Raw genomic sequence first — 13,830 nt, forward strand, 5'->3', positions numbered from 1 at the left:
GACGACAGCGCCTTGCGCCGCACCACCACGCTCCACAGGATCAGCCGTTCGAGCTCGCGCGTGTACGCGCGCAAGGTGGTCGGCCGGTCGCGATAACGGTGCAAGTACGCGTGCACCGCCGCGAGGTCGTGTTCGGCGCGGATGAACGCAAAGCTCGTCGCCCGGTTGAAGCCTGCAGCGCCGGATAACTCTGCCGGGACCGCGAGGTGCTCAAACGGCGCGAGCCGCGGTTCGCTCGGATCGCCGCCGACCACGATGACGCGGTCGCCCCCCTTCCCTTCGCTCGTGCGTGTTGGCACCAACGACGCCGTGTCGACGTCGGCGGCCACCTTCACGCCGAGCGTCGCTTCATGCCGCCGCAGCCACGCGACAATCGCCCGCGCGCGCAACGCGCCGATGCGCGGCACCGCGCGCCACCAGCTGCCGCCGCGCGCATTGCAATAGTCGATCAGCGCGCCGAGCGTGCCGATGCCCTCTGCGTTGAGGCGCTGCGCGATCAGCGGCCGGAACCACAGGTGCACCGGGTGCGCGGCGAGCGGTACGGCCGCCGCGAGCGTCGACGCCTGCTCGACCATGCGCAAGGTTATCGCGGTGAGCTTGGCGCTGCCGTGCTGTTTGATCGACGCCTTCAGATGGTCGGCGAGCACGGCCGAGCCGTGCCGTAACGCGAGCTGCACCAGGTCATCGCGCATCGTGCGCAGATACCGCTCCATCGCATCGGCGCTCGCCGCGTGCGGCGCGTGCTCGGGATCGTAGTAGAGCCGCGCGATGGTCGCTGCGGGCAGCCGTTGCACGAACGCGCGCAACGCGGTGAAGTCGGTGCGCGTATAGGTGCGCGGCGGCGGCAGGGTCAGCTGTTGCGGTTGATTGGCCATCGCAATGCCCGTGGTTATTCTTCAACAAGAGCCCAACGGCTCGCAAAAGGTGGCTCGGTCGGTGAGTCTTTTCAAAGGACGACGGTGAGCTTATTCGGGCGACGCGTCCCGTCCGACGGGGAACAACCGCTGATCCCACACGACCGGCTGCGGCGCCGACACCACCAGGCGCGCCGCGTCCGGATGCGCCGGGTTGACCACGGCATTGCATTCCGCCCGTGCGACCACCGACGGCACGACCAGGATGGCGGACCGCCCTTCTTCGATCCACCGGTCGCCGAAGCGCCGCGCGACCTGCGGATCGGGTGCGTCCCACCCCGTCGGAAGCGCATCGACGTCCACACCCTCAACGGCGACGTCGTCCGGCACCTCGGCTGCAACCCACACATGATGCTTCGGCACCTTGCCGATTCGCGCATGGACCAGCACCTCCAGCATGGCGCCGGCGAAGTTCAGCGCGCCGTAAATCACCGGTCGCCCCGGACTATTAAAACGCCCGCCGACCAGCATCGCGCCGGTGCCGCTCCACACCGGATGACGCCGGTCGGCAATTCGAAAGATCCGCATCAGGCCCGCACCTCGACCGTTGCATCGGCCTCACGCTCAACTCTCTCTACATAGAAGCTCATGCGGGCAGCCCATAAAACAGCTTCCACAGCACTTCCTCGACGCGCCGCGCGCCCAGTTCGGTCAGTGCGACCTCGACCGGGGTACGGCCTTCGAGCAGCGGGTGCGCGGTGTTCAAAAACTCGCGGGTGTCCGCCTCGTCGTCCCACACGTAGCGCGCGGTCGCGACGATGCGGGCGAGCCGTTCGGTTTTTTCCGACTCGTCGGGGCTGAGCTTGTCGCGCCGGCGCTTAAACGTCGCCTCCGGCACGATGCGCGCGAGCAGCGCGCGCCGTTCCTCGGCGCTACGCGTGGCGTGTTCAACGCCTTCCTTGAGTGCGGACTTAGGCAGGCCCTCGCGCACCTGCGCGTCGAGTTCAGCGACCGAGTGCGGGGTGTGTGGCAGCGCCATCACCGCGGCGATCTGTTCGGGTGACACCAGCAGCATGGCTAGCTCCTTGGTTCAGATGAACCTTCATTATAGGCCAAATGATACCTTTGCCCTACCCGAACGAGACGTATCGTGGGTGACCCGCTATTCTACCCATTAAAGCGTTCACTGCTAATAATAATTAGCAGACAAGGAGAGGTCCACTAGTCAGCACGTGTCCTGCGTCAACAGACCATCTTTGCGGCCTCCCCCGCCTTTTCCGCGACCCTGACGACCGTTGGGTCGCCCGGGCCACCCACCTCCCCGTTACGCCGGCTTGATGTTCGACGCCTGCCTGCCCTTCGGGCCCATCTTCTCGTCATACGTTACCTTCTGCCCTTCCGCGAGGGTTTTAAACCCTTCGGCCCGAATTTCCGAGAAGTGCGCGAACAGATCATCACCGCCGCCGTCCGGCGTGATGAAGCCAAAACCCTTTGCATCGTTGAACCACTTGACCGTACCGGTTGCCATTGTGTTGTGCCTTGGAAGTTGAGAACGGCGCCGCCCTCGCAGCGCGCGAACCTATCTTGATCGTGCGCCTCCTGCATGGCAACCCGGTGGTTCCCCGCCCGGGCGGGCATCACTAACGAGTCTCACCAGCGCGCGCGTTAGTGACGACTGATAGTCGACGTTATCGAGCTTAGCTGGGACGTTGGTGCAACGACTTGGCTATCAGGACCCGGCGGCGACGCCGTCGGGCGCGCGTAGGCGACGCTCAGCAATCCGTCCCCGCTCACGACGACGGTGCGCGCAGGCCGCCCATGCGAGCGAACCTGGCCGGAGGTGCCGCCCCCCTACCGGCTAAATCAAACGACGGCCACGAAGTAAGGGCGCTGACGCGGGGAGCGCGCTTGACCGTGCAGGGCTGGTCGATCTGAAGGGGAACGTTGAATAGGTTGCGACTACGCGGGCCGGCGTCCGGCTGCACGGTTTGCGCTGGGGCCGTTCGCTTTTCTAGGGGAACACTTTCAAGCCGCTTCCGTTCGCGACTCCGGTCGCCCACTCGGATAACATCCCTCCAGCGCTTGGAACGCAGCTCCGGTGATCGTGCCGCAGGGCGTGCAGGCCCGGGTCGCGCCCATCCGATCGGCGAGCTGCAACCCTCGGCGTTCGTCTTCGTGCCGCAGATGACAAGGTCGAAGGCGTTGAGCGCGGGCGCGCGGTTTCGCCGTCGTACACGGGTCACAGGCCGATTCCAAGTCGGCACCCTCCTTTACGCCAACCGCCCCACGCACAACGTCCGTGAGCGCTTCGTGCCGCCGCTGGAGGTGCAGGAACTGCCCCACCCCGTTCGGCCATACCCGATCCCGTCGGGGTACGGGTCCAAGGGGGGCGTCGCGCTGGGTCAGGCGGCGCTTGTCGATCGCGACTACCACGACCGTCATCGGCTCGTCAGCGAGGTTCTGCATGAGAATACAACCGTCTCGGGGGCCTCTTGCCGAGTTTCGAAAAGGCGCCGCACTGACGGCGGATATCGACCTTTTGCAACACGACCGAAGCGTGCCGAAGGTCTCGAATTCGAGCCGCTTGGTGGGCCGGGCGATCGCATCGGTTGCAGCCCTTTTCTGAACGTGCACAAGCCCAAGGCGAATTGCGGGTACGCCTATCAATCGAGCTCAGGCTGGGGTGTCCGCGGTCGTCAACACCGACGATGTGCTCTGCATGGAGCCGGGTTGGTTTTGGGTGGGTTGCCGGACCGAAGCAAGCTCGCGCGCCGCTTCGCACGCTGCTTGGGCGATTCGGTGGCCGGTTACCGACGCCGCCGTACCAGTCCACGCTGCTCGCGCGCCGCATCCAGCAAACCCGTTCGTCCCAAAAGCCCGAGCCAATTGGTGGGCGATAGCGCAAAAGACCGCTAGTTGCGTTTGGCAAGAGCGCTTGCAGGCCTCGTCCCTTTGCCGCGCCGCAGGTTCCGGTCTGACTCGCCGGCAAATCATCGGCCTATGGCGGTATTGAATTCGCCCGCCGTCCGCGCCTTGACCAACTGTCTGAGGCCCGCAATATGGTCACGAACGCTGGCCGTGACCGGCGGTCGCTCACCGGCCAGCGACGACAGCATCGGCTGCGCGGACGGCGCTGCGCGACGCTGCGCCTCGGCGAATTGCTCCAGGTCCAACGCGGTGGCGGGACGGAGTTTTCCGGCCTTGAGCGCACTCGCAAACGACGGCATCCAACCGGTGGCCTGTCGGCCCACACGCTCAGTCACGCTGAAGATCGTCAGCGATTCCCCCGCGGCGCCAACGACGAATTGACGCGCGTTGTCGACATCGATAAACGTGCGACCCGCGTGCTCCCGCGCGAACCGCTCGGCTTCGCGCTGTTGCTGTGCCCGCTCACGCTCCGCGTTGGCCTCTGCGTCACGGCGGCGTACGATCAGCCCGAAATCAATCGGATTGCGCAGCAGGGCGCGAAGGTAGTTGATCGGCGCCTTGGCGCGCTTCAGGTGGTCCCAGGTGGCCTCTACGACGTCGGACAGGCGCTTGCCATGCTCACCGGCCTCGCGCATCAGCTTGAAAATCAAGAAATCAAAAAACCCCAGGGTGCGCAGACGCTGAAGATCCGCAGGTACTTGGCCCGGTTGTCTCTTTTGAAAAACAGAAGGGCTTAGATCCTTATATATTCCACCGTCTGCCACCTTGGCAGACGGTGCCAACACAGTAATCGCGGCCGGGGAGGGTAGCGGCTGTGACGGCGCTGGCACAGCTTCAATCTGTTGCGCCGGCGGCGACTCGATCAGGCCGAGCAGGGCAGCCGCATGCTCAGTCAGGTGGAGGTATGCGCGACCAAACAAACCCGCTTCGACATAGCGGGCCTGCGGACGTCGATCGATCAGTCCGGCGGCTTCGAGATCGTCGAGGCTGCGATAGAAGGTCCGCATGGATTGAAGCGCGCGGCCCGTGAGCAGTTCGCGGCGCGCAAAGATGGCGGCGAAGGGATTAGCGGCGTCAACGGTCCGCGCGAGGGCGGACAGGACAGCGCGAGCGCGAGCGGGGAGTTGTTCGATGTGTGCGGCCCGGAATGCCGCCCGGAAGATGATCCAGGGCAGGTTGGTTGAGTCGCAGCGAAAAGCGGTGAGGGCGGCCGAATCTGCGGGGTGTACTTGACCCTCGCCGGCAACGAAGCGTTGCGCGATAGACATGTCGAGCGGTCCATTTCAAGGAATGGATTGAAAATCGCTTGACTGCTGATCGCGTTCCGCTACACTCGGGACTTGTGAAGGGTCACTACCAGTTTCCAGCTGGCGAGTGTAACGAGCGAGGTTCCAGCCAAGCCCGTATCGCAAAAGCCTCCAGTTTCCACCTGGGGGCTTTTGTTTTTTGGGTTTTGAAGATCTAGATCATTGGTGTCTTCATCAATTAGAGTCTCATGCCTTTGAAAATCAATAGGTTAGAGTTTGGCGTCTAGGGGCCCCTTGGCCTGGGCGTCTGCTAGCGTTTCGAGTGTGCGTCTGATCGCATCTTGGACAGCTTCTGCGACTTCCTCAGACTGGAACTCAATCCGCATGACATTCCTGGCCCGCCGCACGTCGCACCATGTACTTTTCCCAGCCTTGACCTTGTAACTCGTCGCCGCAGGTTTGGTCGCTTTCGGTCTGTCCCCATTACGAGCGAAACGAACAGCTTGCGCTTGGTCCAACTTCTGTGTCGAAAGCTGAAGCACCGCCTCGACCACGCGGTCACCGTGTCCGAGCTCAGAAATGCTTGCCAACTCAGCAGCAGCCGACGCTCCGACAATCCCTACATTTGAGTCGAGAATGTCGCGGGCCGCAGCCGGTAGACGATCATACGAAAGCAACAGGCTCACATAGGATTGGCTGATACCAATCTGCTGTGCGATCTCTGCCTGTTTCAACGTGGCGTGTCTGTGCTGAAACCTTTTCAACCCAACATATTTTTCATAGTCGGTTAGATCAGACTGCATCAAGTTAGCGAAGAACGCCCCTTCGTCAGCCTCCTCGCTCGTGGTATCGCCGACAACGCATCGAATGGCTTGACGGCCAAGCTCACGAAACGCATCCGTGCGATGGTGACCAGAGAGAATCTCGAACCCACCTTCTAATCGCGGAAGCACCACGACGGGATGGATAAGCTTGTTATGACGCAGATTTTCTCGAAGCTCTGCGTACTTCTCTGGTGGCATGTGCCGGCGTCGACCAGGCACTTCATGTAGTTCGTTCAGTGCGATGTCGATCGCGCCCCTTGCCTGTTGCGCCTCAGCAAGTTGCCTCTTTAACAGCTCAATTTCCCCGGCGGAACCGCCCGTTGCGCCGGCCTCTAATTCCTCAATCCGTTGGCGCAAGACATCAAGCTCCCTCTCTTTTTCTGCGAGAAGAGGAAGCGACGCCATGAGCTGGCCAGGCGCTGTCTTGGGTCTCAAGGGGATTTCTGGTCCCGGCCGAGACTGACGCGGAGCGGAGCCAATTCCAGCAGCCTTGGCTGCAAGTCGATCCTTGATACTCATTTGGCCTCCACTTCGGCAAGCCACAGCGTCACAATTTGTTGATCCACAATCTCTGCTAGCCGGTCGTACGCCTCTCTGGCCCGCTGATAGGTCTTCAGGCTTCCTTGATACTTCGATATGTCGTACACCGTTCCGAACTCAGCCGCCGCCGATTGAGTAACTGCGGTAGTGGGTATCTCAACAGGAAGTACCAGACTTTCATATGTCTTGTTGATCCAATCGCGGACGATAGGTGTCGCCGCCTGGCTCGAGTCTACTTTCGCAAGTAGCACGTTAATGAAGTCAAAACTCTTGTCCAATTGCGGCGCTACTTCCTGCATACTCTGCGACAAGTCGGAGAACAAGCTCCAAAACTGCGTCGACGATGCATAATCGAGAGCGCTCGGCGGCGTCGGCACGATAAGGCCGTCCGCTGCCATAAATGCATTGATCGTTAAGTAGGAGAGAGCAGGGGGCGTGTCGATAATTACGACGTCGTACTGGTCCAACAGCGACTGAAGGCCGCTATTGAGCACGTTCCAGAATTGAAAATTCTTCTCTTTTGACTGTTTGAACGGGAGGAAGAACTCCGCGCCGAACAATGCGGCACTCGCCGGAATCAGGTCTATGCCATCCCAATAAGTGGATTGTACGGCATACTGCAGGCTATCGGTCTCACCGTAAATCAAGGGGAGGACAGTGTGCTCGTCTGCAACCTCGCTATCGGCCAGGATTCCGTGAAGTGCGGAGAGGGAGGCCTGAGGATCAAGATCAACGAGAAGTACGCGACGGCCAAATAGCGTCAGCCCTTGAGCTAACGTCATTGCGGTAGTGGTCTTACTAACCCCACCCTTGAAGTTGCCGATGGCGATCGTTTTGCCCTTTACCCCGGCGGGTCGCTTGGCGAATGGAGCAATTCGGTCGATCCATATGCGCGTTTCTGCAAGCGTGAACTCCCGGCTGCGGCTATGCCTAAGGGTACCCTGAGGAAGATCGGACTCGCTGCGAGCTAGATAATGCATACGCTGCCGATCGACACGGCAGAGATCGCCAACCTGAGCGGTGGTAAAGACAGGCGGGTTTTTCCGCGGATGAGGTGCGAGCATACTCTCACGCACGTCGACAAGCATGTCGCTAGCGCTCTGCGCGATGTCCTTAATCCCGTCCAACGGAATACGTTTCGGTGCGTGCTTGACTTGAAGTTGCATCGTCGGCGAGGACTTTTCAGGGCGTGCCCGAACGGCCGTGGTCATCAACTGCTCCCCTTGTTTGATTCAACACCCGGACGAAAAAAAAACGATACGTGTTGAATTCCCGACAGCATAGTGGGAAACGTGGCCTGTCGCAAGTTTACATTGCTCGCTTGAGCCTGTTGGCCGGGGGTTTGAGGCCAGATGTTCGAAAAAGCTTTAGATGCGGCGCGTACGCATTGACGCGAAATCCGCCGAGGCTCCGAACCGATGACCTTCGCTTGCTTAGGCATTGTTGCAAGTGTTCAACTGCGGCCACCGTCGGCATAGCCGAACCTGATGCCTCGCCTCCTCCCCGCCTTGCCGATGACGGGAAAACGGCGCGCGTCTCAATGCCGCGCTTCCCCATTTCGGCAGCAGCACTTTGAACGCACTGAAAAGCGCACGCGGAATCTCGCCGAGGAACGGTTCCCTCTAGCAGACGATCATAACGGCCTATCGTCGGAGGCGAAGACTGCGTCGTTAGCGAGGATTGCGTCTGCTCGCCCGGTCAACTCAGAGACGGAACAGCTCAAGACCGAACAGATTCGGACGACATTGAGGATAGTGACGTTGCGCTCACCGCGTTCGATTTTGCCCATGTGACTGCGGTCAATCTTAGCAGCATGAGCTAACCCTTCCTGGGAGAGCCCAATCTCAGCCCTAAGCGCTCGGATGGCCCTACCCAAGGCAAGCAAGTACCCAGTTTCGTCGAACGCGCCAGAGACTCTTTGCATCCCCGTATATTCCGGGTACTATGCATGTAAGACCACGGCATTTACGACCCAAAGGAGGCACGATGGTGAACCGCGCAGTTCGGGAATTGCCACCCGCGATGGACGATGATCTTTTAGAAAGACTGCAGCGAGAAGTCGTAGGCTGGGGCCCTGACGCAGCGATCCCTCATAATCTGTCGGACGAGTGGTTGAGGATATTGGTCAAAGACGCGCTCCGCGGTTTGTATAAAACGGGTACGCTGAATGGCGAGGGTCTTCGCACAGGGCCGGCTATGCTTGCTTTCTCGATCTCAATGGCGCAAGCAAGGCTAAATAAACAGAACGAGCCAAAGGCGTCGTCGATCTACATCCAATATCGAACTGCCTTGATCGAAGAACTTCTTGGCCGAGAGACGGGCCTGTACCGGCGTCAATATTCGTTGGTAGACTTTTACCGATGATGCTCGGTCGGTGCGCCCCGAGTGAGCGAGGCAGACTTCTGCTTGCGGTACCGCGCCCGGGTGAAGGCCCCCGTCCGGAAGAAACGGTGTTAAGAAGGCGTTGCACATAAGAGCGCTGGCCTTTCACCAGCGGCAAAGAAGCACGCCTGCGACTTGGCACAAGACGGGCTTGGCGTCTGCGTAGGATGCAGCAGGAATGCGAGACCGCAGTGAGCCGATCACGCCGGTTACCGCGAGCAGCAATCCGCGGCCGCGCGGCAGGCTGTACTTTCATCAAGTGAGGCATCGACAACAGGATTATAAGTCCAACTTTTGCGCCGGTCGCCTCAAATATGTCACTAAAGATGGACTGGCGGCGCTCAAATCCGTGATTGCCACTCAACTGCATCAAGTTGCTGGAACACGTCGCCATACACTCGCTTAATGCGGCTCTTTTCCATCACGTTGAACGCGGTCCCTTCCAGCACTTCGCTCAGCGTAAGTCTAGCCGTATTCATCTTGCGAATATCATCGCCGAAGGTATCGGATGACCGGGCGCGCAACACGATATTCGCCTTAACGCGACCAGCGAGCTCCTTATATGTCCGCGTTTCAGATATATGTTTATCGCCCATGTTCAGCGGGCCGAAATGCTCGTTTTCCCAAACCACCAAATCGACGTCGCCGGACTCGACGGCCGGGGCGCGCAAAGCTTCCGCTACGTCGCCAAAACCTTCGGCCGTATCTCTTAGCACATCGCCGCCGCCGATAATGGAGTGGATAATCGGCGTTTTGCCAGCATCGCGGATCGCGTCGAACGCGTGGTTCGCAATGAGATATGCAAGGAGCGATGAGAACGTATTTGCCCCCGTGTCGATAACATAGTTCATCCCATTCTGCGACTCGGGCGATTCGAGAATATCCACCATCAGACGGTCGAATTGCTTTTGGTCAATCGTCCGGTCAGGCTTCATCACGGATAAGTGCGTTACCGAGAGAGCCTTGTAATGCGCGAGGGTCGTGTTTTCTTGGTCCAGGTCGTACGCCTTTACCGGTGCCCCGATCTTCATGAACCACTGGTCGAGCATCGTTGCAACAAGCGACTTCCCGACGCCGCCTTTGCCTTGCAGAACGAAGTTGACCGTATTCTTGAGTTCGATTTTGTTGTCCATTCGTGATCCCGTTGTCAATCCCAATTGCGCTGCTTCGTCACATCGCGCGTAAATGTTTGTAATGGCTGGCGGTATCCCTCTTTCGAGAACCCGCCGCGTGCTGCCGTTGAGGTTGGATTTTCAGCCTCCGGTTTATCGGCAGCATTTGCTGTTTGCTGAACTGGCTCTCTTTTTGGTGCGCTTTCAGGAGTCGGTGGACATTTCTTACGGGCCGCCCGCATTCGCTTCATCGCACTCTTTAGGGTGTGGAGTGAGACTTCCAGCTCTTGTTCCGCCAAGCCCCGGATGATTGCTTCGTAGTTCCATCCGCCAGCCTGCGCCGCTTCGATCTCCGCGAAAAGTTCGCGGAGCCTTCCAGCTTTGGTACGATTCGCTCCGCCTTTCGTGGCGGTGAACTGCGGGAACTCGTCGGCTTTGTCTTTGGAGTCGGTCATTTCATAGACAGCTTTTTGGTCAGTTGCAGCATTGTACGCGGCGCACCCTCGAAACACCCACGACGCGCCCTCGTCATGCACTCCGGTTGCCCTCCAGATGCACCCAGAAGATCGGGCAGGGAAGTGATTGCCCTCGCAACGCCCCCGTGATGCCCTCGGGTTGCACCCGCGGCAAGACTGTGGGCGCGGGGGTGTGCCTCGGCACGCGCCCGCGCAGCACTTGGCAAGCCCTCGCGACAACCTCGGTGGGCAGGTTCGGCCGAATGCGGCCGCGTCGGCTCGCCCGGTGGGTTCGCCGGCCCCGTTTCTCGGGTCGGCCAAACCGGCGCGGAGCGCCTGGCCACCCCGGAACCGGGGCATTTATCCAGAGCTTTTCCCGGAAAAGCTGAGGTAAGACCCGAAATCAATATCTAGTGGAACATAAAGAGTGTGTGCTTGCGCGACGCAATTTTCGGCGCTTAGCCTTGTGGATATTGGACTAGCAGTGTGTTACATTTCGCTCCCTCCCATCGATTTTGTGCGCCAAATGACGCACACCAGTTCAAGCGCCTTCGATATGACCAGAGCACACACATCTGTTCGTTTAGAGCCCGCGCACCAGGAGCAGCTGCGCGAGATTGCGGAACGGCGGTCAACGAACGTGACGGCACTCATCAACCAGGCCGTCGCGCAGTTCGTGAGAGAAGACGGCCTCCGAGACGAGCTTCGCGAGATCGAGCGGCGGTTGACTGCGAATACTATTCAGACGCGGAAAGAGACGGCACGGGTTGGTGATGACGTGCAGTTACTCATCGCGCAGGTCGATCAGTTAATGAAGTTCGTATTCCAGGCAACGCCAGAGATTTTCGACAAGGACGCAGCGGCAATAGTAGGTTCTCGCCGATATGCGGGGTTTCTTGAATCGTTTCGAAACCAATTTACTGGCCGAAAGCGTCGTGCATTATTCGCAGCCGACGTCAACGACGAAGAAACCGGAACGAAGGATTCACGCGAAGACTGACTCGTGTCCCACGTCCGGTTTGGTCCGCGTAATTGGTAGTGTCGACCCGAAGATTGAAGCCGTCAGCAAGTTCGTGACACTTCCGACGCGCGTTTCTTACGGACGCGGTAGGCGTTAAGCGGTAGAGCAATCCACCACTCGTGAAAGCGTGAAGGCAATCAGTCTGAAATAAAGGTTTCAGACGTTGCCGAGATAGGTGAGTGCGGAAGCTTTCCTGCATCAATCCCTATTGCTGACAGAAGCCGCGGCCAATTCGTCAAAATATTTGCCGAGCAGTTCTACCATCGTTCGACCGCTGATGACGTTCGCCTTACGCAACGCTATCACCAATTTTTCCGTCCTGTCAGGCCCGCCAACCGGCATGTCATCGTCGCATAGATAAGTAATCACTCTTGCCAAAGCGGAGTTGCCGGTTTCTACGTACTCCACGCCGTGCTGTTTGGCTAGTTTTGCGATGTGATCTGCGACGCTCGTTCTAAAGCTCTTCCCAGCTGCGTCTAATTCAGCCGGCGTACATCGGATGTCAGCGCGTGGAACATCGAAATCAGCAGCGATTTCCTGGTCGCTGGGCTGTGCTAACGCGTCAGCCAGCGATAGCCAGTCTGAGCTTGGTTTTTTGGAAGTCACGGTCTTCCTCTTGAGATTTGAAGTTCGGACAGTTTTGCATCGGCGCAAGACGAGGCGAAAACTCCGATAAGTCGAACACAATCCCCAGCATCTTATGCCAAGCTTGGACTCGAAACCATATGCGGAACCACCGCGTTGTCACCGATGCATAGTCGCATCCCAGCGCTTAACGCATGCATGATTACATGCAGTCGTGGTTGCCAGCATAAAGTGATAGATGCTTTCATGCGGCGACGCGCGCGTTGGCTAAACGAAAAGACAGCCGCCGTTGCAACAGATAGGGCGATTATCCGATGCAGAATGCCGCCGCGTTCTGTCATTCGTGTATCGCCGTCAGGTGCAGCATAGCCCAGCAATGGCTTCAGCAACGGCAATCAATCCCCGACCGTTCCCAATGCCAATATCCAGAACACTGGCCAGTTCACCAGCCGAGTCATGGTGCTTGTTTGCTCCGCATCTGATCTTCACTCGCTGCTGCGGCGAGGCACTGGAGCAGGGCACGCACACGGTCGTGGCCGCGCTCTGTCGCAAGCGCATCAATCGGCCGGATGCCATCCAGCTGTGGTGTGGCAGCTAGAAGCCATAGCATGGCCGCGAGGCGATCGTCGAACACCTTATCCGCTAGAGCTTGGATTCTCAATACGCGGTAGGCGTGATCGCCGGTTCCGAGGTAAAAAGAACGTAGCGCCTGGAATGCAAAATATTCTGCTTTCGGAATCCACGTCCTTACGCTCGGCTGGTTGATTTCGTCCCCCAGATTCCATGTGACGATCCAGTCATCCGCTTCTACCGCCGACGGTGGATCGCGCCGGGCTTTGTCGTTCATTTTCTGCTGCAAGCGCCGCAAGACAAGGTCCACTTGGCCTATTTGAGCACTCGGCCAAGCAGCATCGGTCAGCTTGTCGCAGCTGCTAACAGTGGCGGGATTCATGTCTTCGACTGAGACCGGCTGACCTGGCTTGCGAATCACTCCCTTCAAAGCCTCGATCTGGCCAGTTGCGGACTCGTCGCACGGCAGAGCGCAAGCATCCCCGGACTCCTTCAGCGTCTGCGCCTCGCGAACAGCGGCGCTAAAGCCGCGCTCGTAATACTCTACAAGGATGCGCAATACCTCCAGCTTGTCGCCCTCCGGGGTGCCGGTTTCGGGGTCTTGGTCAACAAGCGCCGACACTTCTAGCAGCGCTGCCCTATAGTCATTCTCAGTGTGAATTGGCCGAATGTCCATTTTTAACTCCGCGGCGTGGCACTTCAGCAGTGTATCGCGCAAGCTGGAACACCCGGCGACGTCGGCGGGCACTCACTGGCGCGGGCAGCGTGAAGACGACGTAAGTATCCGACGGGTGGAAGGTTGCGCGTGTCGCCACGTGAAGCGCTTCGCACGTCCGCTTCGTCATCGCGAGTGCACGACTGACCCGCTTAACCGCTTCGCCACGGCGTCAGCATCCGTCCGGCACCCCGCCTGAGCGCGCCGCAACCGGCACCACTGACCATCCCGGTCTATTAAATCGCCATCGCCGCGAACCCTCCAACGCAGTGAGGCATTCCGCAGTTTCCTCCATCGGGCTTATTCGACGCTTGCCAACACGCGCAAAAGGCACCGTCACATGCCGGTGATTGATGGCAGGCATCGAATAGCCCTTAACGTTAGGCTCACTTTCGTGGGACGCGGAAACGTCTCGTTCGGTCAAGAAAGGATTGCTCCAGCGCCACGAGTAGAGTAATTCGACATACGCCGCATTATGATGCACAGTGTCGGGACGCACCCAGGCGGGCGAAATCTCTGTAGTTCTGTGCGTCAAGTTGTGCAGAAACCGGATGCCAGTGGTTTCAGTTGATCCTTCTGTGCGGCGTGCGGTGCGAA

At 59.3% G+C, this 13,830-nt stretch carries 14 protein-coding genes; 2 read left to right on the forward strand and 12 right to left on the reverse strand.

Annotated elements, in window-relative coordinates:
- The 8 genes from NCR34_RS27660 to NCR34_RS27695 all read right to left on the reverse strand — a co-directional run.
- The coding region (locus tag NCR34_RS27660) for a phage integrase family protein (RefSeq protein WP_284506727.1) at positions 1–875 on the reverse strand (875 nt) is incomplete at its 3' end.
- A gap of 90 nt (positions 876–965) precedes the next feature.
- Positions 966–1,442, reverse strand: coding sequence for an RES family NAD+ phosphorylase (locus tag NCR34_RS27665; protein WP_250501408.1), 477 nt, complete (start codon positions 1,440–1,442; stop codon positions 966–968).
- Between the two features lie 58 nt (positions 1,443–1,500).
- Positions 1,501–1,929: an Xre family toxin-antitoxin system antitoxin gene (locus NCR34_RS27670; RefSeq protein ID WP_250501409.1), complete on the reverse strand. Its 429-nt coding sequence runs from the start codon at positions 1,927–1,929 to the stop codon at positions 1,501–1,503.
- Positions 1,930–2,178: 249 nt separating this feature from the next.
- Positions 2,179–2,382: a cold-shock protein gene (locus tag NCR34_RS27675; protein WP_250501410.1), complete on the reverse strand. Its 204-nt coding sequence runs from the start codon at positions 2,380–2,382 to the stop codon at positions 2,179–2,181.
- A gap of 1,462 nt (positions 2,383–3,844) precedes the next feature.
- On the reverse strand, positions 3,845–5,050 hold the full coding sequence (locus NCR34_RS27680; protein WP_250501411.1) for a Replication protein O: 1,206 nt from the start codon (positions 5,048–5,050) through the stop codon (positions 3,845–3,847).
- A gap of 248 nt (positions 5,051–5,298) precedes the next feature.
- Entirely contained in the window at positions 5,299–6,372 is a 1,074-nt protein-coding gene (locus NCR34_RS27685) for a ParB/RepB/Spo0J family partition protein (protein WP_250501412.1), read from the reverse strand.
- Positions 6,369–7,604 carry a ParA family protein gene (locus tag NCR34_RS27690; RefSeq protein ID WP_250501413.1) on the reverse strand — a complete coding sequence of 412 codons (1,236 nt, stop codon included), beginning with the start codon at positions 7,602–7,604 and terminating at the stop codon, positions 6,369–6,371. Before NCR34_RS27690 ends, NCR34_RS27685 begins: the two co-directional genes overlap by 4 nt.
- Before the next feature lie 422 nt (positions 7,605–8,026).
- Positions 8,027–8,317, reverse strand: coding sequence for a helix-turn-helix domain-containing protein (locus tag NCR34_RS27695; RefSeq protein WP_250501414.1), 291 nt, complete (start codon positions 8,315–8,317; stop codon positions 8,027–8,029).
- Positions 8,318–8,379: 62 nt separating this feature from the next.
- Here NCR34_RS27695 and NCR34_RS27700 point away from each other — a divergent pair, with 62 nt between their 5' ends.
- A complete protein-coding gene (locus NCR34_RS27700; protein WP_250501415.1) occupies positions 8,380–8,757 on the forward strand; it encodes a hypothetical protein in 378 nt (125 codons plus the stop codon).
- Positions 8,758–9,116: 359 nt separating this feature from the next.
- Here the strand turns inward: NCR34_RS27700 and NCR34_RS27705 are convergent, their stop codons facing one another.
- Both NCR34_RS27705 and NCR34_RS27710 read right to left on the reverse strand, forming a co-directional pair.
- Entirely contained in the window at positions 9,117–9,908 is a 792-nt protein-coding gene (locus NCR34_RS27705) for a nucleotide-binding protein (protein WP_250501416.1), read from the reverse strand.
- A 14-nt stretch (positions 9,909–9,922) separates the two neighbouring features.
- Positions 9,923–10,423, reverse strand: coding sequence for a hypothetical protein (locus tag NCR34_RS27710; RefSeq protein ID WP_250501417.1), 501 nt, complete (start codon positions 10,421–10,423; stop codon positions 9,923–9,925).
- A gap of 445 nt (positions 10,424–10,868) precedes the next feature.
- Here NCR34_RS27710 and NCR34_RS27715 point away from each other — a divergent pair, with 445 nt between their 5' ends.
- Positions 10,869–11,342: a ribbon-helix-helix domain-containing protein gene (locus NCR34_RS27715; RefSeq protein WP_250501418.1), complete on the forward strand. Its 474-nt coding sequence runs from the start codon at positions 10,869–10,871 to the stop codon at positions 11,340–11,342.
- Positions 11,343–11,561: 219 nt separating this feature from the next.
- Here NCR34_RS27715 and NCR34_RS27720 read toward each other — a convergent pair whose 3' ends face one another.
- Together NCR34_RS27720 and NCR34_RS28400 are read right to left on the reverse strand one after the other, a co-directional pair.
- Positions 11,562–11,969, reverse strand: coding sequence for a hypothetical protein (locus tag NCR34_RS27720; RefSeq protein ID WP_250501419.1), 408 nt, complete (start codon positions 11,967–11,969; stop codon positions 11,562–11,564).
- Positions 11,970–12,402: 433 nt separating this feature from the next.
- Positions 12,403–13,194 carry an antitoxin Xre/MbcA/ParS toxin-binding domain-containing protein gene (locus NCR34_RS28400; RefSeq protein WP_502800134.1) on the reverse strand — a complete coding sequence of 264 codons (792 nt, stop codon included), beginning with the start codon at positions 13,192–13,194 and terminating at the stop codon, positions 12,403–12,405.
- Positions 13,195–13,830: the final 636 nt, after the last annotated feature.

Origin of the sequence: Caballeronia sp. GAWG1-5s-s, from assembly GCF_023631445.1 — a bacterium.
In the GTDB taxonomy this organism is placed as follows: Bacteria; Pseudomonadota; Gammaproteobacteria; order Burkholderiales; family Burkholderiaceae; genus Caballeronia.

Coding starts and splice junctions, on each gene's coding strand:
- NCR34_RS28400 (WP_502800134.1), bottom strand. CDS start 13,194: ATGGACATTCGGCCAATTCACACTGAGAATGACTATAGGGCAGCGCTG.
- NCR34_RS27715 (WP_250501418.1), top strand. CDS start 10,869: ATGACGCACACCAGTTCAAGCGCCTTCGATATGACCAGAGCACACACA.
- NCR34_RS27690 (WP_250501413.1), bottom strand. CDS start 7,604: ATGACCACGGCCGTTCGGGCACGCCCTGAAAAGTCCTCGCCGACGATG.
- NCR34_RS27705 (WP_250501416.1), bottom strand. CDS start 9,908: ATGGACAACAAAATCGAACTCAAGAATACGGTCAACTTCGTTCTGCAA.
- NCR34_RS27685 (WP_250501412.1), bottom strand. CDS start 6,372: ATGAGTATCAAGGATCGACTTGCAGCCAAGGCTGCTGGAATTGGCTCC.
- NCR34_RS27670 (WP_250501409.1), bottom strand. CDS start 1,929: ATGCTGCTGGTGTCACCCGAACAGATCGCCGCGGTGATGGCGCTGCCA.
- NCR34_RS27680 (WP_250501411.1), bottom strand. CDS start 5,050: ATGTCTATCGCGCAACGCTTCGTTGCCGGCGAGGGTCAAGTACACCCC.
- NCR34_RS27675 (WP_250501410.1), bottom strand. CDS start 2,382: ATGGCAACCGGTACGGTCAAGTGGTTCAACGATGCAAAGGGTTTTGGC.
- NCR34_RS27700 (WP_250501415.1), top strand. CDS start 8,380: ATGGTGAACCGCGCAGTTCGGGAATTGCCACCCGCGATGGACGATGAT.
- NCR34_RS27695 (WP_250501414.1), bottom strand. CDS start 8,317: ATGCAAAGAGTCTCTGGCGCGTTCGACGAAACTGGGTACTTGCTTGCC.
- NCR34_RS27665 (WP_250501408.1), bottom strand. CDS start 1,442: ATGCGGATCTTTCGAATTGCCGACCGGCGTCATCCGGTGTGGAGCGGC.